28 protein-coding genes are annotated in these 20,808 nt (G+C 35.6%); 3 read left to right on the forward strand and 25 right to left on the reverse strand.

Going from position 1 to position 20,808, the window contains the following annotated elements; genetic code table 11:
* Nucleotides 1-352 precede the first annotated feature (352 nt).
* Both aspS and FNJ88_RS04285 read left to right on the forward strand, forming a co-directional pair.
* Entirely contained in the window at nt 353-2,107 is a 1,755-nt protein-coding gene (aspS, locus tag FNJ88_RS04280; protein WP_143851920.1) for an aspartate--tRNA ligase, read from the forward strand.
* A 124-nt stretch (nt 2,108-2,231) separates the two neighbouring features.
* The gene (locus tag FNJ88_RS04285; protein ID WP_143851922.1) at nt 2,232-3,206 is read left to right on the forward strand and encodes a Fic family protein; all 975 of its coding nucleotides are present in this window, start codon (nt 2,232-2,234) and stop codon (nt 3,204-3,206) included.
* A gap of 15 nt (nt 3,207-3,221) precedes the next feature.
* Here the strand turns inward: FNJ88_RS04285 and FNJ88_RS04290 are convergent, their stop codons facing one another.
* From FNJ88_RS04290 to eno, 10 genes are all read right to left on the reverse strand, one after another.
* Nucleotides 3,222-3,956, reverse strand: a complete 735-nt coding sequence (locus FNJ88_RS04290) for an SDR family NAD(P)-dependent oxidoreductase (RefSeq protein ID WP_143851923.1) — start codon at nt 3,954-3,956, stop codon at nt 3,222-3,224.
* On the reverse strand, nt 3,953-4,726 hold the full coding sequence (locus FNJ88_RS04295) for an enoyl-CoA hydratase/isomerase family protein (protein ID WP_143851925.1): 774 nt from the start codon (nt 4,724-4,726) through the stop codon (nt 3,953-3,955). Before FNJ88_RS04295 ends, FNJ88_RS04290 begins: the two co-directional genes overlap by 4 nt.
* Nucleotides 4,726-5,415 (reverse strand): SMUG2 DNA glycosylase family protein, encoded by a 690-nt coding sequence (locus FNJ88_RS04300; RefSeq protein WP_143851927.1) that lies wholly within the window; start codon nt 5,413-5,415, stop codon nt 4,726-4,728. Before FNJ88_RS04300 ends, FNJ88_RS04295 begins: the two co-directional genes overlap by 1 nt.
* Before the next feature lie 239 nt (nt 5,416-5,654).
* Entirely contained in the window at nt 5,655-6,119 is a 465-nt protein-coding gene (tnpA, locus tag FNJ88_RS04305) for an IS200/IS605 family transposase (RefSeq protein WP_143851929.1), read from the reverse strand.
* A 22-nt stretch (nt 6,120-6,141) separates the two neighbouring features.
* Nucleotides 6,142-6,333: a DUF6150 family protein gene (locus FNJ88_RS14545; RefSeq protein WP_317132182.1), complete on the reverse strand. Its 192-nt coding sequence runs from the start codon at nt 6,331-6,333 to the stop codon at nt 6,142-6,144.
* Nucleotides 6,323-6,478: a DUF6150 family protein gene (locus FNJ88_RS14550; RefSeq protein WP_317132179.1), complete on the reverse strand. Its 156-nt coding sequence runs from the start codon at nt 6,476-6,478 to the stop codon at nt 6,323-6,325. The genes FNJ88_RS14545 and FNJ88_RS14550 overlap by 11 nt, the downstream gene beginning before the upstream one ends.
* Nucleotides 6,479-6,490: 12 nt before the next feature.
* Nucleotides 6,491-8,983 (reverse strand): phenylacetic acid degradation bifunctional protein PaaZ, encoded by a 2,493-nt coding sequence (gene paaZ, locus FNJ88_RS04315; RefSeq protein WP_143851931.1) that lies wholly within the window; start codon nt 8,981-8,983, stop codon nt 6,491-6,493.
* A complete protein-coding gene (locus tag FNJ88_RS04320) occupies nt 8,980-9,270 on the reverse strand; it encodes a hypothetical protein (protein ID WP_143851932.1) in 291 nt (96 codons plus the stop codon). The genes paaZ and FNJ88_RS04320 overlap by 4 nt, the downstream gene beginning before the upstream one ends.
* Nucleotides 9,271-9,552: 282 nt before the next feature.
* The gene (locus FNJ88_RS04325; protein WP_143851934.1) at nt 9,553-10,839 is read right to left on the reverse strand and encodes a citrate synthase; all 1,287 of its coding nucleotides are present in this window, start codon (nt 10,837-10,839) and stop codon (nt 9,553-9,555) included.
* A gap of 80 nt (nt 10,840-10,919) precedes the next feature.
* Complete coding sequence (eno, locus tag FNJ88_RS04330; RefSeq protein WP_143851936.1) at nt 10,920-12,212, reverse strand: phosphopyruvate hydratase; 1,293 nt, start codon at nt 12,210-12,212, stop codon at nt 10,920-10,922.
* 176 nt (nt 12,213-12,388) lie between these two features.
* Between eno and FNJ88_RS04335 the strand changes: the two genes are divergently transcribed.
* Nucleotides 12,389-12,808, forward strand: a complete 420-nt coding sequence (locus tag FNJ88_RS04335; RefSeq protein WP_143851938.1) for a hypothetical protein — start codon at nt 12,389-12,391, stop codon at nt 12,806-12,808.
* Between the two features lie 97 nt (nt 12,809-12,905).
* Here FNJ88_RS04335 and rplQ read toward each other — a convergent pair whose 3' ends face one another.
* The 15 genes from rplQ to rpsN form a co-directional block, all read right to left on the reverse strand.
* Nucleotides 12,906-13,439, reverse strand: coding sequence for a 50S ribosomal protein L17 (gene rplQ, locus FNJ88_RS04340; RefSeq protein ID WP_143851940.1), 534 nt, complete (start codon nt 13,437-13,439; stop codon nt 12,906-12,908).
* Nucleotides 13,440-13,445: 6 nt separating this feature from the next.
* Complete coding sequence (locus FNJ88_RS04345; protein ID WP_143851942.1) at nt 13,446-14,441, reverse strand: DNA-directed RNA polymerase subunit alpha; 996 nt, start codon at nt 14,439-14,441, stop codon at nt 13,446-13,448.
* 33 nt (nt 14,442-14,474) lie between these two features.
* Nucleotides 14,475-15,083 (reverse strand): 30S ribosomal protein S4, encoded by a 609-nt coding sequence (gene rpsD / locus FNJ88_RS04350; RefSeq protein WP_143851943.1) that lies wholly within the window; start codon nt 15,081-15,083, stop codon nt 14,475-14,477.
* 89 nt (nt 15,084-15,172) lie between these two features.
* On the reverse strand, nt 15,173-15,562 hold the full coding sequence (gene rpsK, locus FNJ88_RS04355; protein WP_027376638.1) for a 30S ribosomal protein S11: 390 nt from the start codon (nt 15,560-15,562) through the stop codon (nt 15,173-15,175).
* A 12-nt stretch (nt 15,563-15,574) separates the two neighbouring features.
* Nucleotides 15,575-15,952: a 30S ribosomal protein S13 gene (gene rpsM / locus FNJ88_RS04360; protein WP_143851945.1), complete on the reverse strand. Its 378-nt coding sequence runs from the start codon at nt 15,950-15,952 to the stop codon at nt 15,575-15,577.
* Between the two features lie 9 nt (nt 15,953-15,961).
* Complete coding sequence (rpmJ, locus tag FNJ88_RS04365; RefSeq protein ID WP_007839480.1) at nt 15,962-16,078, reverse strand: 50S ribosomal protein L36; 117 nt, start codon at nt 16,076-16,078, stop codon at nt 15,962-15,964.
* 141 nt (nt 16,079-16,219) lie between these two features.
* Nucleotides 16,220-16,435, reverse strand: a complete 216-nt coding sequence (infA, locus tag FNJ88_RS04370; RefSeq protein ID WP_031503426.1) for a translation initiation factor IF-1 — start codon at nt 16,433-16,435, stop codon at nt 16,220-16,222.
* Nucleotides 16,436-16,442: 7 nt separating this feature from the next.
* A complete protein-coding gene (gene secY, locus FNJ88_RS04375; protein WP_143851947.1) occupies nt 16,443-17,828 on the reverse strand; it encodes a preprotein translocase subunit SecY in 1,386 nt (461 codons plus the stop codon).
* An 8-nt stretch (nt 17,829-17,836) separates the two neighbouring features.
* Nucleotides 17,837-18,283: a 50S ribosomal protein L15 gene (gene rplO, locus FNJ88_RS04380; protein WP_143851948.1), complete on the reverse strand. Its 447-nt coding sequence runs from the start codon at nt 18,281-18,283 to the stop codon at nt 17,837-17,839.
* Nucleotides 18,284-18,360: 77 nt separating this feature from the next.
* Entirely contained in the window at nt 18,361-18,537 is a 177-nt protein-coding gene (rpmD, locus tag FNJ88_RS04385) for a 50S ribosomal protein L30 (RefSeq protein WP_143851950.1), read from the reverse strand.
* A gap of 9 nt (nt 18,538-18,546) precedes the next feature.
* Complete coding sequence (rpsE, locus tag FNJ88_RS04390; RefSeq protein ID WP_143851951.1) at nt 18,547-19,068, reverse strand: 30S ribosomal protein S5; 522 nt, start codon at nt 19,066-19,068, stop codon at nt 18,547-18,549.
* An 18-nt stretch (nt 19,069-19,086) separates the two neighbouring features.
* On the reverse strand, nt 19,087-19,434 hold the full coding sequence (gene rplR / locus FNJ88_RS04395) for a 50S ribosomal protein L18 (protein ID WP_143851953.1): 348 nt from the start codon (nt 19,432-19,434) through the stop codon (nt 19,087-19,089).
* A 17-nt stretch (nt 19,435-19,451) separates the two neighbouring features.
* Nucleotides 19,452-19,997 carry a 50S ribosomal protein L6 gene (rplF, locus tag FNJ88_RS04400; RefSeq protein WP_143851955.1) on the reverse strand — a complete coding sequence of 182 codons (546 nt, stop codon included), beginning with the start codon at nt 19,995-19,997 and terminating at the stop codon, nt 19,452-19,454.
* 17 nt (nt 19,998-20,014) lie between these two features.
* Nucleotides 20,015-20,413: a 30S ribosomal protein S8 gene (rpsH, locus tag FNJ88_RS04405; protein WP_143851956.1), complete on the reverse strand. Its 399-nt coding sequence runs from the start codon at nt 20,411-20,413 to the stop codon at nt 20,015-20,017.
* A gap of 125 nt (nt 20,414-20,538) precedes the next feature.
* Entirely contained in the window at nt 20,539-20,808 is a 270-nt protein-coding gene (gene rpsN / locus FNJ88_RS04410; RefSeq protein WP_039349136.1) for a 30S ribosomal protein S14, read from the reverse strand.

Consider the following 20,808-nt stretch of genomic DNA (forward strand, 5'->3'; position numbering starts at 1 on the left):
AAATATTTTTTTTGATGTTGATTTACACAAAGTTAGAAATTATTTTGGCAATCACTTCTTAAATAATCATAAATTTTTGGGCCTGCCCCTTTCCCGTGCTTACAAAAAACGTAACTACTTCTAACCGCTAGGGTCGGGCGTTGTGTTGCAATCTTTTTGTTATTTCCAGCAGCGATTCCTAACGCTCCCTAAAAGAGAGTTCATAAAAAATAAAAAGGATTTTCAATGCAATCCCTCACGCAGGGAATCTCTTAAAAATCACTTCCGGCACTCATCCAAAAAACTTATCTTTGCACCTGAAATTTTAGCCCATTTCTAATATCGCAAGTCTAACATCTAATATCTTAAAAATATGTTTCGTACGCACACCAATGGAGAATTAAACATCCAAAATCTTGATCAAAACGTCACCCTTTCCGGCTGGGTTCAAACCATTCGTGACAAAGGTTTTATGATGTGGATCGATTTACGCGATCGTTACGGAATTACCCAATTGGTATTTGATGCAGACCGTTCTTCGAAGGAACTATTTGAAATCGCAAGTAAATTAGGTCGTGAATTCGTGATTCAGGTTGAAGGAAAAGTGATCGAACGCCAAAGTAAAAATCCCAAAATCCCAACTGGAGAAGTGGAAATTTTAGTTGAGAAACTTACGATTTTAAACCAGTCAGAAATCCCACCATTTACTATTGAAGATCAAACTGATGGTGGTGAAGAGCTTCGAATGAAATACAGATATTTAGATATCCGCAGAAATCCGGTAAAAGACAAATTGATTTTCCGTCATAAAATGGCGCAGAAAGTCAGAAATTATTTATCGGAACAGGATTTTATCGAAGTAGAAACACCGGTTCTTATTAAATCAACTCCGGAAGGTGCAAGAGATTTCGTAGTTCCAAGCCGTATGAATCCTGGACAGTTTTATGCATTGCCCCAATCGCCACAAACTTTCAAACAGTTATTGATGATCGGTGGAATGGATCGTTATTTCCAGATTGTTAAATGTTTCCGTGATGAAGATCTAAGAGCCGACCGTCAACCGGAATTCACGCAGATCGATTGCGAGATGGCTTTCGTAGAACAGGAAGATGTTTTGGAAATATTTGAAGGAATGACTGCGACTTTATTGAAAGATATCGCCAGAAAAGAATTCGGAAAATTCCCAAGAATGACTTTCGCCGATGCGATGCAAAAATACGGAAACGATAAACCGGACATTAGATTCGGGATGGAATTCGTGGAAGTAAATGAATTGGTTAAAGGAAAAGATTTCAAAATATTCGATGATGCAGAATTGGTGGTCGGAATCAATGTTGAAGGTTGTGCAGACTATACCAGAAAACAAATCGATGAATTGATCGATTGGGTAAAACGTCCACAAATTGGAGCCAACGGAATGATTTGGATTAAATTCCAGAATGACGGCGTTGTGACTTCTTCAGTAAATAAATTTTACAATGAAGAAGATTTAAAGAAAATTACAGAAAAATTCGGAGCAAAAGCAGGAGATTTAATTTTCCTCATGTCCGGAAATGAAAATAAAGTAAGAACTCAACTTTCCGCTTTGAGAATGGAATTGGGAAACAGATTAGGATTAAGAAATCCAAAAGAATTTGCACCACTTTGGGTAATCGATTTCCCATTATTAGAATGGGATGAAGAAACGAATCGTTTTCACGCAATGCACCATCCATTTACTTCTCCGAAACCGGAAGACATCCATTTATTAGAAACCGAACCAGGAAAAGCCAGAGCAAATGCTTACGATTTGATCCTGAACGGAAATGAAATCGGTGGTGGTTCGGTAAGAATTTTCGATAAAGATTTACAGGCAAAAATGTTTAATCTTTTAGGATTTACCAAAGAAGATGCAGAAGCACAATTTGGATTCTTGATGAATGCTTTCCAATACGGAGCACCGCCACATGCAGGATTGGCATTAGGTTTCGACCGTTTGGTTGCAATTCTTGATGGTAATGAAGTGATCCGAGATTATATCGCTTTCCCAAAAAATAATTCTGGAAGAGATGTGATGATCGACGCACCAAGTTCAATTGCTGATGAACAGTTGAATGAGTTGGCTTTGAAAGTTGAACTAAAAGATTAGTCCAACTAAAATAAATAATTAAAGAGGAAGCGAAACTTCCTTTTTTTTGTTGGAAACCTTTAATATCGGATACTTCTTATCTTGTATTTGAACGATTTTAAAATAAAAGATGTATATTTGTGAGATGAGATGGCAAGAATACCCATATTACTTTGAAGGCTTAGAAAAACAACTCGAAAGAATTCACGAGAAAAAACGTGAACTGGATAAAAAGCGTCCTATTCCGACCTACGTTCTAAAAAGCATAAAAGAAAGTTTAAACATAGAATGGACTTATAATTCAAACAGTATTGAAGGAAATACGTTGACTTTACAAGAGACAAAAATGGTGATAGAAGACGGTTTTACCATCAAAGGAAAATCTTTGCGGGAACATTTTGAAGTAGTAAACCATCAAGAAGCTATTGAATTTGTAGAAAGTTTGGCTTCTAAAGATTATGTTCTAGTTGAAAAAGATATTTTATCTATTCATCATCTTGTTTTGCAAAAAATAGAAAAGGAATTTTCTGGAAGATACAGAACTTCGGGAGTTCGGATATCTGGAGCTAATTTTGTTCCACCGAATGCTTTGAAAGTTGATGAATTTGTTAATGAACTGGTAAATTTCGTGAATGATTCTCAGATTGATATTCTTATAAAATCTGCAGTATTTCATCATCGTTTTGTTTGGATTCATCCATTTTTTGATGGAAATGGTAGAACTGCGAGATTATTACTCAATTTGCTATTAATGAAAAAAGGTTTTCCACCGGCAATTATTTTAAAGAATGATCGCAAAAAATATTATGATGCATTAAACCAAGCAAATAATCAAGATTATTCTAAATTATTACTTCTAATTTTGCAAGCAGTTGAAAGAACTTTGGATATTTATCTGGGAAACCTTAACAATACCTACGACCAATATCAAAACATTTCAGATATCGTGCGTGAACCCGATGTTCCTTACGGACAAGAATATTTGAGTTTATTGGCGCGACAAGGGAAAATAGATGCTTTTAAAGAAGGCAGAAATTGGCTCACTACAAAAGATGCGGTTTTGAATTATATTGAGAATCGTGATCGAAAAAGAGTTTTAAAAACAGAAGCGGAAAATTAATCTTTTCCGCTTTTTTTAGGGCAATTTTGAAAGTAAACTTTCCGGTAATATCTTCAGAATATAATAAATCATTTTCCATTTAAAATTAGGGACAATTGAAAAAGAATTTCCAGCATTTACAATATATTTCGCAACATAATCTGGCTCCATTATTAAAGATTTATTAAGTTCTAAACCGGTATTAATTTTAGTATTGATGTAACCACTCACCAAAACATTGACGACGATCTTCCTCGAAGATAATTCCTGTCGCAGTCCCGCTAAATATTGCGTAAAGGCTGATTTTGTACTTCCATAAATAAAATTACTTTTCCTACCACGAACTCCGGAAAGTGAAGACAAACCGATAATTCTTTCTAAACTTTTATTGGATCGATCCATTGCAATAATATTCAGAATAGAAACCGCGCCCATATAATTGACTTCCATCATTTGTTTTGCAGCTTCGAAATCATGAAGTGCTTCCTGATTCTCCACTAAGAAACCAGCAGCATAAATTACGATATTGGGTTTTACGGGAAGTTCAACATAAAAATTTTGATGAGAAGAAAAGTCGGCTGCATCAAAATAATTTAGAAAGATTTTAGAGGAATCAATGTTATTATCCTCAACGAAACTTTCTAAAGAAGTAAGGTTTCGCGAAGAAGCAATAATAGAATGTCCCTCTTCCAAATATTGCAAAATGCATTGCTTTGCAACATCAGAATTGGCTCCGAGAATAAGGACCGTTTTATGGGGATTGTAACTCATCGATTATTCGCACGAAGTCTTTCTTTAATCTTACCAATATTTTCTTTAGCAGAATCTTCCAAAATTAAACTGGCACTCATCAAAATTCTTTCCGGCATTAACTGTTCAAAATGTTCTGTTCCTTCCCACGACACTTTTTTAATTAAAGCCAACGCCTCAGAACTTCTGGTGGATAATTTTTCCATGAATGTATTAATTTCAACATCCATTTTTTCAATACTTTCTGAAACGGAATGATAAACATCGTGTTTTTCACACCAATCTGCACTTCTAAAATCAGCATCGATAGACATCGCTGAATAAGCTGATTTCCCGATTTTCCTTTCCACGAAAGGTCCGATAACAAACGGTCCGATTCCTAAATTTAATTCTGTTAAAGCCATTGCAGAATCTTTGGTGGCAAAACAATAATCTGCCGCACAAGCGATCCCAACTCCGCCGCCCGTTGTCTTTCCCTGAACTCTTACGATGACTAATTTTCCGCAGGATCGCATCGCATTTAAAACTTTAGCAAATCCGCCAAAGAATATTTTTGATTTTTCTAATTCTTCAATTTCAAGGAGTTCATCAAAACTGGCTCCGGCGCAAAAGGCTTTTTCGCCTTCAGATTTTAAAAGGATTGCTTTTACATTTTGATCTTTGCCACTTTCTAAAATAGTTTGCGCAAGTTTTTCTAAAATTTCTCCTGGTAAAGAATTGCTTTTAGGTGTTCCGAAAGTGATTTCGGCAATATTATTTTTTAATTCTTGATTTACGAATCCGTTGTTCATTATGCTTTATTTAGTGCTATTAAATATTTATCGATGTATAATTGTTTTTCTTTGCTTTTGTATTGCTGGATATACCTCGGATGTTCCAGCACGGTCATTTTATCAAAAAACTTTTCCTGACTGTTGATCTTGTCAATGAAAGTTGCATTCTTTTTTCCTAAAATAAAAACTTCGGAAGTGTCTAACCCCAAACTGATATGATCTTTTAAACTTTGAATCATAAAGGGTTTTACGTCTTCAAAAAGATCTTTATCATCATAGTAATTGGCGTTTACAGATCCACGAAGATTTCTTCTCGTAATGGCTAACGGAAATGGCGAATTAATATAAAATTCTTTATAAAATAGTTCAGGCCCGCCGAATTGTTCAATCACATCGTAGAGGTAAAAGGAAGAAATCTCGTGTGTATGCGCAGATTTCATTTCAATTCCACAAACCATTTCCAGTCTTTTGGTATCGGTAAATGGAACACCTGTAACTCCGGCTCCATGCCGACTTGGATTAATTCCGATGATGAATTTTCTTGGATTATGATCATTGTAAAACTTCTGATAGAATTCGGTCATCACCGTTAACGTTTCAGGATTATCGAAGAAAGGATTGAGCACTTCGAAGCCGTCAGGAAGCTCTCCTGAGTAATGCAGTTTTTTATTGAATGCTACTACTTGTTCTCCGATTGTTTTTTTCAAAATATTTTGCTTTTATTTTAAAGAATTAATCATTTAGATACCGTTCCTACGGAACGCAAATTTTCATTCTAATATTTTTTTCTACACAGATATTGTTCCTACGGAACAAACTTTATATTTAAAAAACCACTCTAAACTTCCAATTGATTCCGTAGGAATCGTATCTGTGTAGAAATAATGAGATAATATTTTCTGTGCGTTCCGTAGGAACGCTATCTTAAAAACCTTGCTTTATTCTTCTAATCATAAAACTCAAACAAATACTCCTCCTTAAATTCAATTTCAAATTTATTCAATAAATCTAAATACTCTTCCTTGAAATTCCTTTTCTTATGATGTTCTTTTTGATTAAGAATATATTTTGTAACCGCCTCTTTTTGGCTTTTTGCATAAGAAAAAGCACCATAACCTTCTTGCCAATAAGATTTCCCCTGAACCATTTTCTTTGTGTTAATGAAATTAGTCGATTCAGTCTTCACCACCTTTACCAAATCTGGAATATTTATTTTTAGATTTTTGTAACTAAAAAAGATATGAATATGATCTGGATTCAAATATATTGCAATGACCTTTTGTCCTTTATTTGTAAAAATACCCGTGATATATTTTTCAATTTCATCTCTAAATTCAGGACGAATTTTCATCGCACGTCCTTTCGTGGCAAAAACCAATTGAATATAAATCTGAGTGTAAGTATTAGGCATTTTTACAATTTTTAATAATCTTTCAATACATCAACTGTTTCTTTTCTTTTTTATTCCAACCAGCCTGACTTTGATATTTCACAAAAAATATTTTTAATTCTGCCTGACCTTCGTAATCGACAAAATAAATCTTCTTATCTGCCTGACTGGAATATTTTACAAAAAACCATTTCCTCTCATTTCCTTCGGCCTGACTTTGGTAATTAACTTTTATACACTTTCAAATCTGCTTGACTTTCACATTTCACTACGAAAACTTTAACATCGGCCTGACTTTGATAATCTACTGAAAAAATCTTTTGCGTAGAAAATTGCAAAGTAAATAATAGAATTAAAATTAATGTCACACGCCTTTTCATTTCAAGTAAAAATTAATCTATTAATCCAAATTGCTCAAAATGATGCGTCACATGTTTTTCATGAAACAACTCCATCATTTCTTTATTTAATTTGCCAAAGACAAAGTGCAAATGTTCTGCTTCTGGATTCTCGCGGTAATAGATCTGATATTTCTTTACCGATTCGATGAAATGAGTTTTTGCTTCATCCAGATTTTTATATTTTAATTCCGGTAATTTTCCATCTTCTAAAAACGGTGCAGGAAAATCTTTCGGCATTTTATAGAAATTATAAAGCGAATCCTGATATTTTTCTAAATGCTCTTCGGGAGTTTTGCAAAAATCGGTTTCCAATTCGCCGGTACTGTATTTCATGGTGGTTTCCAAATGTTCAAGCATTTGTTGAGCATTCATTCTTCCCCACTGTGGTACTGTTTTCTCCGTTAAATTGTTTAAACGTTTCGCAAAATCTTTATAATCAATTTTAATGAAAGGAGATTTCTTCGCCACTAAGGTTAAGATCGTTGCAACACAAACCGTTTCTTCACGTTGATTCACAACTTCAACCAACCATTTCACAACGCCACTTGGAACGTTTCTTCCTTTTACGCCTTTGTTGATTCTTTCTTTCGCTGTTAAATAAACTGTGATCGTATCGCCAGCATAAACGGGTTTAAAGAAATTTGCATTTTCTAAACCATAGTTGGCAATCACTGGTCCTTTTTTACCGGACACAAATAATCCTGCGGCTGCTGAAAGAATGAAATATCCGTGAGCAACTGTTTTATCGAATATGGTTCCGTTCAAAGAAGTAGCGTCCGTATGTGCATAGAAATGATCCCAGGAAACATTTCCAAAATTGACGATGTCGGCTTCCGTTACTGTTCTTCCGGCGGTTTCCAGAGAATCACCGATTTCTACTTCCTCGAAATATTTTCTAAATGGATGTTTATCTGAATAAGTTGGAGTTGCACCTTGTTGATACACTTTGGTAATCGCTGTCAGAATATCCGGTGAACCTTGAATCGCCGTTTTTTGCAAAAAGAAATGAAGACCATTCAATCCTCCCATTTCTTCACCACCTCCCGCTCTTCCGGGACCGCCGTGCATTAATGTTGGTAAAGGCGAACCGTGACCAGTTGACTCTTTTGCATTATCACGATTCAGAACAAAAATTCTTCCGTGTGACGATGCCATTTTCCAGGAGGTTTCTGCGACAAATTTCTCGTCGTGCGAGATTATTGAACCTACTAAACTTCCTTTTCCGCGCTTTGCTAAAGCAGCGGCTTCATCAGCATCTTTGTAAGGCATAATCGTTGAAACAGGACCGAAGGCTTCTACTTCGTGAGAACTATTTTTTTCAAAAGGTTTATCGTTGTAGAAAACTTTTGGAGTCATGAACGCCCCACTTTCATAATCAGCATCAACGAGTTCATGTTTACCGTCGTAGATCAATTCTGTTTCAGCTTTCAATAATTCTATCTTATCTTGAAGAACAGCCATTTCTTTTTTACCAACGATAGAACCCATTCGGGTTTCGCGGCTTAAAGGATTTCCTATTTTTGTTTGATCTAAGGCTTTACTTAAAGCGTTTTGAACGTCACCAACTAAGTTTTCCGGAACAATAATTCTTCGGATTCCGGTACATTTCTGCCCAGCTTTGGTGGTCATTTCGCTACGAACTTCTTTAATGAACAAATCAAATTCAGGTGTTCCGGGTTTTGCATCCAAGCCGAGAATTGAACAGTTTAAAGAATCAGCTTCCATATTGAAACGAACTGAATTACTAGAAACTGAAGGTAAAGATTTTAATTTTTTTCCGGTGGAAGCGGAACCTGTAAAAAGAACAGAATCTCCATCCTGAACATAATCCAAAATATTTCCTGGTTCTCCACATACCAGCTGGATTGCTCCTTCGGGAAGCAAACCACTTTCAATCATATCCTGGAAAACGGCGTTCGTCAAATAAGAACCTGGCGTTGCTGGTTTTACAATTGCTGGAACTCCGGCTAAAAGTGAAGTTGATAATTTCTCCAACATTCCCCAAACCGGGAAATTGTAGGCATTTATTTGAACGGAAACCCCTTCACTCGGCGTTAGAATATGCGTTCCAATGAAAGTTCCGTTGGCTCCAAGTTTCTGTGTATCACCATCAACCCAAAAAGGAGTGTTGGGCAACATTCTTTTTGCAAGACCAGAATAGGTGAAAAAAGTTCCGAAACCTCCTTCGATATCTACCCAAGAATCAGAATGTGTTGCGCCGGTTTTATAAGATAAATCGTAATATTTTTTCTTTCTTTCTAATAGATATAAAGCTACTTTCTTCAACATTTCACCTCTATCATAAAAAGTCATGGAGGAAAGATTTTTGTAACCAACGGTTCTTCCGTACTCTAATGCCTGTTCAAAGTTGATTCCGCCCGTATCTGAAATTGCTACTAATTCCCCATTCACTGCGTTATAAAGTGGAACTTCATTTCCTGATCCTTCGATCCATTGTCCGTTGATGTAATTTTTTAACTTCATGGTCTTTTAGGTAAAGATTTATTTAAAATTTTCGTGATGAATTTATACAAAAGATAAAGTAAGAACATGACTCCGATAATATCCAGCGTAATTACCACTGCTGCAAAAATCATCCCTAAAAACCCATTTTGTTGCGCGGCTAACTCGACTGCAGGATCTTGCATTTCGCTAGCAGCAAGAGTATTGGCGATATTGGCATTAATAATATATAGAGCAAGTCCATTCAGGACTGCTAATATAATTCCGACGACGATCAGCCACTTCTTTTTGTTGATATGTTTAAACATTGATGATCTTACTTTTCGTTTTGTTTCTGTTTTTTTTAAGTTGATTATTCTCTTCTAAAATTGAGGAAAATTTCTGAGCGTTAAGATACTGAAATTTTCAATTTTGCTAAAATCTTTGTTGTAGAAATAATCTGCGCCCCGGCTCGAGTGGAAATCCTTTTTTCAATCCTTCACGGATTGAAAAAAGATTGGGAACGGAAGACGGATTAAGGCGCCCAAATAAAGTAAAAAGAAATCCCTTCCAATTAAAATTGAAAGGGATTTAAGTATTTTAAGCAAAGATTATCTTGCGTTCATGTCAACGTAATCACGTTTTGTAGCGCCTTGATATACTTGTCTAGGTCTTCCAATTGGATCGTTGTGCAATCTCATTTCTTTCCACTGGGAAATCCATCCTGGCAATCTACCTAAGGCAAACATTACGGTGAACATTTCTGTTGGGATTCCTAATGCTCTATAGATTATTCCTGAATAGAAATCTACGTTTGGATAGAGTTTTCTTTCGATGAAATATTCATCTTCCAGCGCTACTTTTTCTAATTGTAATGCGATGTCTAAAGCTTTGTCTTCAATTCCTAACGCTGCAAAAATATCATCTGCTGCTTTTTTAATGATACGTGCTCTTGGATCGAAGTTTTTGTAAACTCTGTGTCCAAAGCCCATCAATCGGAAATTATCATCTTTATTTTTTGCTTTTTCTACATATTTTGCAACATCACCTCCATCTTTTTCGATCATCTCCAACATTTCGATCACTGCTTGGTTTGCTCCACCATGAAGTGGTCCCCAAAGTGCAGAAATCCCAGCTGAAACTGAAGCGAAAAGCCCAGTGTGCGCAGAACCAACCATTCTTACCGTCGAGGTAGAACAGTTTTGCTCATGATCTGCATGAAGAATTAATAATTTATCTAAAGCATTTACTATTGTAGAGTCTAATTCAAATTCTTCGTTTGGACGACGGAAACACATCTTGTAGAAGTTCTCGACATAGTTTAAACTGTTGTCTCCATGATTGATCGGTAATCCCATTTTCTTACGGTAAGTCCAGGCGCAAAGGTGCGAGAATTTCGCAATTAGCATTTCTGCTGCATGATCCATTTCTTCCTTTGAAGTAACATCTACCGACTTTGGGTTAAATGCCGTAAGTGCAGATGTTAAAGATGACAAAACTCCCATTGGATGAGCCGAACGAGGAAATACATCAATCAATCTTTTCATTTCATCAGCGACAAAATTATATTTTTTTATTCCTTTTTCAAAGCCTTGAAACTGATCGTTTGTTGGAAGGTCACCGTTCAACAAAAGATACATTACTTCTGTGAAATTTGATTTTTCGGCTATTTGGTCAATTGGATAACCCCGGTAATACAACTCTCCATTGTCACCATCTAAATAAGTGATGTCGCTTTTTGTAGCGCCCGTATTTTTATAGCCTAAGTCTAAAGTAATTAAACCGGTTTGATCTCTTAATTTTGAAATATCGATTCCTCTGTCACCGATCGTGCTATCTATGATCGGGTATTCAAAAGATTTCCCGTCATAATTCAATACAACTTTATTATCTGACATTATATTTTATTTTTTACTAATTTATGAATATTGGTACAAGAGTGCAAATAGAATTTGCACTTTTCGATATATTTTATCTATTATCGTTTTATTTTGAAAGCATCTAACCCTGGAAAGTACGCTGTATCCCCTAATGCCTCTTCAATTCTTAACAGTTGGTTGTATTTCGCCATACGATCTGAACGGGAAGCAGAACCTGTTTTGATCTGTCCACAGTTCATTGCCACTGCCAAATCTGCGATAGTAGAGTCTTCCGTCTCACCTGATCTATGCGACATTACGGTGGTATAACCATTATGTTGCGCCATCTGAACAGCATCCATTGTTTCAGAAAGAGTACCTATTTGGTTTACTTTAATTAAGATAGAATTTGCAATATCTTCTTTGATTCCTTTGGCTAAAATCTCACTATTGGTTACAAATAAATCATCACCAACGATCTGAACCGTTTTTCCTAATCTTTCTGTTAATAATTTCCATCCTTCCCAATCATTTTCGTCCATACCATCTTCGATAGAAATGATAGGATATTTTGAAGCTAATTCTGCAAGATAATCAACTTGTTCTTCACGAGTTCTACACGCTCCATTCTCCCCTTCAAATTTTCTATAATCATACTTTCCATCTACATAAAACTCTGACGCTGCAGAATCTAATGCAAACATAATGTCGTCTCCTGCTTTGTAACCAGCATTTTCAATCGCTTGTGTAAGCGTATCTAAAGCGTCTTCAGTTCCTTTGAATTTTGGCGCAAAACCTCCTTCATCTCCAACTGCCGTTGAAAGATTTCTAGTTTTTAAAATTGCTTTTAATTCGTGGAAAATCTCTGTTCCTTTCTGTAGAGCGTGAGAAAAAGAATCGGCTTTTACAGGCATGATCATAAATTCCTGGAAAGCGATCGGTGCATCTGAATGCGAACCACCATTAATAACATTCATCATTGGAACTGGAAGTGTATTTGCGTTTACTCCACCAATATATTTATATAAAGGAATTTTAAGGTCCAAAGCTGCCGCTTTTGCAACCGCCAAAGACACTCCTAAAATTGCATTTGCACCCAGGTTGGCTTTGTTTGGTGTTCCATCCAATTCAATCATCACCTGATCGATAAAGTTTTGTTCAAAAACAGAAGTACCTATCAATTCTGGTGCTATTATTTCTCTTACATTTTCGACTGCTTTTAAAACTCCTTTTCCTCCAAACTCTTTTTCTCCGTCTCGTAACTCTACGGCTTCATGTTCACCAGTAGATGCTCCGGACGGAACTGCTGCACGCCCCATAGAACCCGCTTCTGTGAAAACATCAACTTCAATTGTAGGGTTTCCTCTTGAATCTAAAATTTGTCTTGCATCAATGTAAGAAATGTAACTCATTGTAACTTTTGTTTAATTATATAATGTTACTGCAAATCTAGTTAAAATTGAGTAATTGTGCTGATGATAGGAAGTGATTTTAATAAGGTTTCAGTTAAGTTTTAGTTAATTACAAATCAAAAATCGTAATTAGATAATTATATCTAACTTTGATGTCAAAACAAAAATTAAAAAAAATGAAAAAGACCCTATTAATACTATCCACTACACTATTTCTAGCGCCTTTAAGCTGCAAAAAAAGCACCGATGGAAATAAAAGTGTCATCCAACAGGAAAATGGATATTCCGCTGATCTTCCTAAAGATACCGTGACCGCAGTTGAATCTAAAGATTCAAATAAAAATACGCAGGAATATACGGAGCGATATGTTGGCGACGATGGTACATCTGCCTTGGTTACATTCAAAAATACAGACAATGAAAAGATGATCAGTATAAGAAGTAATAATAAAACAATATCAGCACCGCAGAAAGAAGCTTTTGTAAAAGGAGGAATTTATGGAGACTTTGACATTGAAATTATAGCAAAAAATGATAGTGTAACGATTACACAAGGAGGTAATGTTATTACTTTGAAGAAAGCAAGAGGACAATAGATTTCTATATTACAGTTAGGATTTAAAATATCTCGTTAGAAACAAAAATCCGTCTCATTATCAAATGAGACGGATTTTAACTTATAAGCTTAAAGTATTATTCTCCAGCTTTTTCATCTATAGAATCTGCAGCTTCTGCTGTTGGTTCTTCAGTTTTCTTTGCTTCTTTAGCAGGTGCTTTTTTTGCATCAGCAACAGTTTCAGTTGCTTTTGGAGTTGCTCTTCTGCTTCTTCTTGTTACTTTTTTCTCTTCAGCATTCGGGTTGTAAAGATCGTTGAAATCTACAAGTTCGATCATTGCCATATCGGCAGAATCTCCCTGTCTGAATCCAGTTTTGATGATTCTTGTGTAACCACCATTTCTTTCTGCAATTTTAGGAGCAACTGTTCTGAATAATTCAGTAACTGCTTCTTTACTTTGCAGGTAAGCGAAAACTGTTCTTCTGTTGTGTGTTGTATCTTCTTTCGATTTTGTCAAGATTGGTTCAACATACACTCTTAAAGCTTTCGCTTTAGCAACAGTAGTGTTGATTCTTTTATGCTCAATAAGAGAACAAGCCATATTAGAAAGCATTGCACTTCTGTGTGATGTAGTTCTTCCTAAGTGATTGAATTTTTTACCGTGTCTCATTGTTTGTTATTTATCAGCGTCTAATTTATATTTAGCAACGTCGAAACCGAAGTTAAGACCTTTTGCATGCACTAATTCTTCTAATTCTGTTAAGGATTTTTTACCGAAATTTCTAAATTTCATCAAATCAGACTTCGTATAAGAAACCAGTTCTCCTAAAGTTTCCACTTCAGCAGCTTTCAAGCAGTTTAGTGCTCTTACAGACAGATCCATATCTACTAATTTAGATTTAAGGAGTTGTCTAGTATGTAAAGTTTCTTCGTCATATTGAATAGATGCTTTTACCGCTTCAGTTTCCAACGTAATTCTCTCATCGGAGAATAACATGAAATGATAAATTAATATCTTCGAAGCTTCAGTTAAAGCATTTTGAGGACTAATGGAACCATCAGTTTCAATATCCAATACTAATTTTTCGTAGTCTGTTTTTTGCTCGACACGATAGTTCTCAATAGTGTACTGTACTTTTTTGATCGGGGTATAGATGGAATCAATTGCAATAGTTCCGATGGGAGCATTTGCTGATTTGTTTTGCTCCGATGGAACATAACCTCTACCTTTTTCAATATTGAATGTGATTTCAAATTTCACATCTTTATTAGTTGAACAGATTACCAATTCAGGATTCAATACTTCGAATTCTTGCATTGATTTTCCTAAGTCACCTGCGGTAACAGTAGTTTGTCCAGATACTTTCGCAGTAACTTCTTCTGCTGTAGCAGTTTCAGTTTTTGCTCTAAGTCTTAATTGCTTTAAGTTAAGAATAATTTCTGTAACGTCTTCAATTACACCTGGTATTGTTGAAAATTCGTGCTCTACGCCTTCTATTTTGATAGATGAAATAGCATATCCTTCTAGAGAAGAAAGTAAAACTCTTCTCAAAGCATTACCGATCGTAAGTCCAAATCCTGATTCTAATGGTCTGAATTCAAATTGCCCTTTGAAGTCATTAGAATTAAGAAGGATTACTTTATCGGGTTTAATAAATGTTAAAATTGCCATATAATATAGGTTGAGCAAAAATTTGAAAAATTATTATTTAGAGTAAAGTTCAACGATCAATTGTTCTTTTAAGTCTTCCGGAATTTGAATTCTCTCCGGTGCAGAAGTAAAAGTACCTGATTTTGTCTCGTCGTTGAATTGTAACCACTCGTAGTTTGATTTGTAAGCTAATGAATCAGCAATTACTTCAAGAGATTTTGATTTCTCTCTAACTGCAATTACATCACCTGGCTTCAAAGTATACGAAGCGATATTTACTAATTCTCCATTTACTGTAATGTGTCTGTGAGAAACTAATTGTCTTGCACCTGCTCTGGTTTTTGCAAACCCTAATCTGTACACTACATTGTCTAATCTAGACTCACATAATTGTAAAAGAACTTCACCTGTAACGCCTTTTGCTCTGTTAGCTTTTTCGTATAGGTTAGCAAATTGCTTTTCTAGGATACCATAAGTATATTTCGCTTTCTGCTTTTCCATTAACTGAACAGCATACTCGGATTTCTTTTGGTTTCTTCTTTTGTTCACACCATGTTGTCCTGGTGGTTGGTTCTTTCTTTTCTCGAAGTTTTTATCATCTCCGTAGATTGCAGCACCAAATTTTCTTGCAATCTTTGTTTTTGGTCCAATATATCTTGCCATATTTTTTTAAGATTTTAGATTCTAGACTTTAATTTTTCAATAGGAATGGATACCATTATTAAAAAAACTTAAATCATAAGATTCTTAGATTATACTCTTCTTCTTTTTGGTGGTCTACATCCGTTATGTGGCATTGGAGTCACATCAACGATTTCACTAACTTCAATTCCTGAATTGTGAATCGTTCTAATTGCAGATTCTCTACCTGCACCAGGACCTTTCACGTAAACCTTTACTCTTCGTAGTCCAGCATCGTGTGCTACTGTTGAGCAATTTTCTGCAGCCATCTGCGCTGCAAAAGGAGTATTCTTTTTAGAACCTCTGAATCCCATCTTTCCGGCTGATGCCCAAGAGATGACCTCTCCACTTTTATTTGTCAAAGAAATAATGATATTGTTGAATGTAGCTTGGATGTGTGCTTCACCAATCGCTTCAACTTTAACTTTTCTTTTCTTAACTGCTTTAGTCTGTTTTGCCATAATTCTTACCGATTATTTACTTGCTTTTTTCTTGTTAGCAACAGTTTTTCTCTTTCCTTTTCGGGTTCTAGAATTGTTTTTAGTTCTTTGGCCTCTTAAAGGTAATCCTAGTCTGTGACGTATTCCTCGTTGGCATCCAATGTCCATCAATCGCTTGATGTTAATTTGTGTTTCAGAACGTAATTCACCTTCTACTTTGATGTTTTCAGTGATGTAGTTTCTGATTAGTGCCAATTCATCGTCATTCCATTCGTTGACTTTCTTGTCTTCGCTAATACCAGCTGCTTTTAAGATCTCTGAAGAAGTACTTCTCCCAACACCGTAAATATAAGTTAAACCGATAACGCCTCTTTTGTTTTTTGGTAAATCAATACCTGAAATTCTCGCCATAATTTAATTTTAACCTTGTCTTTGTTTAAATTTTGGGTTCTTCTTGTTGATTACAAACAGAACGCCTTTTCTGCGAACAATTTTGCAATCAGCACTTCTTTTTTTGATAGATGCTCTAACTTTCATTTGTTACTTTTCTTTTCTAATTTTACAACGGTTAAATGAGATCTTACGGAATCATTCCCATTTTGTTTAAATTTAAAACTTCAATAAGATTCTGTAATCTTACAAGTTCTCTTCTATAGTTAAATTCAGCCTGAACTGATCTTAATATCTAAATGTGATCCTTCCCTTTGATAAATCATAAGGAGATAATTCTAACTTCACCTTGTCTCCAGGTAGAAGTTTGATATAGTGCATTCGCATTTTACCAGAAATATGCGCAATAAGAACATGCCCATTTTCTAATTCAACACGGAACTGAGCGTTCGAAAGTGCTTCCGTAATAACGCCGTCTTGTTCAATATGTTTTTGTTTTGCCATTTAATACTTACAGGTTGTTGTTGTTCGTTCTAGATAATTTAGACTGCATTAAACCATCATAATGATGATTTAACAAATACGTATTGATTTGTTGTACAGTATCTAAGATTACTCCGACCATAATTAAAAGCGACGTACCACCGAAAAACAGGGCAAATCGGTCGGTCTGAACGATCGTTCCATACACAAGTGCTGGAAGGATTGCAAAGATAGCTAAAAATATCGAACCTGGCAAAGTGATTTTTGACAAAATATCATCAAGATAATCAGAGGTTTCCTTCCCTGGTCTTACCTTAGGAATTAACCCACCATTTCTCTTTAAATCATCAGCCATTTGGTTAACCGGAATAGTAATTGCGGTGTAGAAGAATGAAAAGATGATAATCAAAATAGCAAACAATACATTGTACTGCCAACTGAAGACATCCTTAAACCCTGCCAAGAATGGATTGGATTCATCAACTTTCGTTAATAGACCAGGAACAAACATTAAAGCCTGCGCAAAGATGATCGGCATTACTCCAGAAGCATTCACTTTTAGAGGAATCCATTGTCTTGCTCCCTGCATTAGATTTCTGTTTACTCCACCTCTTGCCTGCGCTCTACTTACATACTGAATCGGAATTTTCCTTACTGCGACCGAAAGTATGATAGCAAGAAGAACAACCAACATCCAGAATAATACTTCAATCAGAATCATAATGGTCCCAAAACCACCTTTACCTGTTTGAGTTGCAATTTCTTGAATGAAAGATCCCGGAAGATCTGCAAGAATCCCTACCATAATTAAGATAGAAATACCGTTTCCAATTCCTTTATCAGTAATTTTCTCTCCTAACCACATAGCGAATACAGAACCTGCAACCAAAATTACAATACTAGGCAACCAGAACATAATAGACTGCGGATGTACATAGTAAGCGGAAGCAAACTGTGCATGTGGCAAGAACATTTGTGTGATTGATGTAAGGTAAGAAGGTGCCTGAACCAAACAAACTGCGATTGTTAACCATCTTGTAATTTGGTTTAATGTATTTCTACCACTTTCACCATCTTTCTGCAGTTTCTGAAGATATGGAATTGCCATACCCATCAACTGTACAATAATGGAAGCAGAAATATAAGGCATAATTCCGAGTGCCATAATCGACGCTCTACTAAATGCCCCACCTGTAAACGAAGAAAGCAACCCAAGAAGTCCTGCTCCTTGCTTGTTGCCTCCTTGGTTTTGGTAATTTTCCAAAAGATTCCCTACTTCTGCCATATTAATAGCAGGTAGAGAAATATAAGATGCGAATCTATACACGAGGACGATACCGAGAGTAAAAAGTATTTTATCTCTCAATTCCTTAAGACTCCAAATGTTTTTTAGTGTTTGTATAAATTCTTTCATGGTAGATTTTAAAGAGTAATTGCTTTACCTCCTGCTTTAGAAATTGCTTCTTCAGCAGATTTAGTGAACTTGTGAGCAGAAACTGAAACACCAGCTTTTAATTCACCTCTTCCCATGATTTTAATGATTTCGCTTTTCTTAGCTAAACCATTTTCTACCAAGATTTCTTGAGTGATTTCGGTAATATTTTTCGAATCAGCTAAAAGTTGCAAAGTATCTAAATTGATTCCTCTGTACTCTTTTCTGTTGATATTGGTGAAACCAAATTTTGGTAATCTTCTTTGCAAAGGCATTTGTCCACCTTCGAAACCGATTTTTTGTGAATAACCAGCTCTTGCTTGCTGACCATTATGTCCTTTCCCTGCTGTTCCTCCTTTTCCACTACCTTGTCCTCTACCGATTCTTTTAGTACTGTGAGTAGAACCTGCTGCAGGTCTAATATTATTTAAATTCATTATATTTAGATTTGAGATTTTAAGATAAGAGAGAAGAGACTAAATAGAATAAAGTCTCTTTTCTCTTGGTCTGTTTTCTATTTAACAACTACTACTAGGTGATTGATTGCAGAGATCATTCCTAAAATTGCAGGAGTGTCATCATGTTCAACCACTTGGTGAAGTTTTTTTAATCCTAATGCTTCCAGCGTTCTCTTTTGGGTCTTTGTTCTACCAATAGCGCTTCTTACTTGTTTTACTTGAATTTTTGCCATCGTTTTAAATTAACCGTTAAACACTTTATCTAATGAAACACCTCTCAATTTTGCAATTTCTTCTGGTCTTCTGATATCCAACAATGCTTTGAAAGTAGCTTTCACAACGTTATGTGGGTTAGATGAACCTTTAGATTTTGAAAGAATATCTTTAATTCCAGCTGCTTCAATAACCATACGAACTGTACCACCAGCAATTACACCGGTACCATGAGTTGCAGGTCTCAAGAAGATATCTGCTCCACCGTATCTTGCAGAAGTTTGGTGTGGAATGGTATGATTTACAACAGGAACTTTTACTAAATTTTTCTTAGCATCTTCTACTGCTTTCGCAATAGCTGAAGCTACATCTTTAGATTTTCCTAAACCGAAACCAACAGTTCCAGCTTCGTCACCTACAACCACGATTGCAGAAAATCCGAAAGCTCTACCTCCCTTGGTTACTTTAGTAACTCTGTTTACTGAAACGAGACGATCTTTAAGTTCTAATCCTCCCGGTTTGATTTTTTCTATATTATCTAGTCCTAACATATTTCCGAAATTTAATGATTAGAATTTTAGTCCGCCTTCTCTCGCACCATCAGCTAAAGCTTTCACTCTACCATGATATACGAATCCGTTTCTGTCGAACACTATATTTTCAATGCCTGCAGCTTTAGCTTTTTCAGCGATTGCTTTACCAACTTCTGCAGAGATTTCCACTTTATTACCTTTAGCTTTCAACGCTCTTGAAGAAGCTGAAGCTAAGGTTTTACCATCTTTATCATCGATCAATTGAGCGTAAATTTCTTTGTTGCTTTTGTAAACTGATAATCTTGGTAATTCAGCAGAGCCAGAGATTTTTCCTCTTACTCTTCTTTTAATTCTATTTCTTTTTTGTACTTTGCTTAGTGCCATGTTCTTAAGTTTTAAAATTAAGCAGATTTACCAGCTTTACGTCTTACAATTTCTCCAACGAATCTAACTCCTTTTCCTTTATAAGGCTCTGGTTTTCTGAAAGATCTGATCTTTGCTGCTACCATTCCTAATAATTGTTTGTCAAAAGATGTTAAGGTAATAATTGGATTTTTACCTTTTTCTGATAATGTTTCTACCACGATTTCTTTAGGAAGATCCATTACAATTCCGTGTGAGAATCCTAAAGCTAAATCTAATCTGTTTCCTTGATTAGATGCTCTATATCCTACTCCTACAAGTTCCAGTTTTTTGGTCCACCCTTCGGCAGTTCCCTGAACCATATTATTGATTAACGCTCTGTAAAGACCGTGTAATGCTTTATGTTGCTTTGATTCGGACGGTCTATCTAAAGTTAGAATTCCGTCTTCTTGTTTTAGAGTGATTCCTTCTTCTAATTGCTGTGTAAGTTCTCCTTTCGGTCCTTTCACAGTTACCAACCCGTCTTTCTCGGTTACAGTAACATTAGCTGGAATTTCTATAATTGATTTACCAATTCTTGACATTTTCCTTTTATTATGTATTAATAAACATAGCAGATTACCTCTCCACCAACTTTTTCCTGACGTGCTTTTTTATCGGTCATAACTCCTCTAGAAGTGGAGATAATTGCGATACCCAAACCATTTAATACTCTTGGCAGTTCTCCTGATCCTTTGTATTGTCTTAGTCCTGGTCTAGAAGCTCTTTGTATGCTCTTGATCGCAGCTCTGTTGGTTTGTTTGTCGTACTTTAAAGCGATTTTGATATTTCCCTGAACAGCATTATCTTCGAACTTGTAGTTCAAAATGAAACCCTGATCAAACAAAATTTTTGTAATCTCCTTTTTGATTTTCGATGCAGGAATATCCACCACTTTGTGGCCTGCGCTTTGTGCGTTCCTTACTCTGGTTAGGAAATCTGAAATTGGATCTGTTACCATTTTTCTATTTTAATTATTGGTTTGTGATAGTTAGTTTTAAAAGGTGGTAGGCTTTAGGTTATAGTTAAACAATTTCCTATAACCTACAACCTAATAACTTTACTATCTCGATTGTTCTAAATTTATTACCAACTAGCTTTTTTCACTCCCGGGATAAGACCGTTGTTGGCCATTTCTCTGAAAGTTACTCTAGAAAGACCAAATGTTCTCATGTAACCTCTTGGTCTTCCAGTTAATTTACATCTGTTGTGTAGTCTTACTGGTGAAGCGTCTTTTGGCAATTTTTGTAAACCAAGATAATCATTCGCTTCTTTCAAAGCTTTTCTTTTCTCAGCATATTTTGCTACTGTCGCTTCTCTTTTGCGCTCACGCGCTTTCATTGATTCTTTAGCCAT

Source organism: Chryseobacterium sp. SNU WT5 (genome assembly GCF_007362475.1).
In the GTDB taxonomy this organism is placed as follows: domain Bacteria; phylum Bacteroidota; class Bacteroidia; order Flavobacteriales; family Weeksellaceae; genus Kaistella.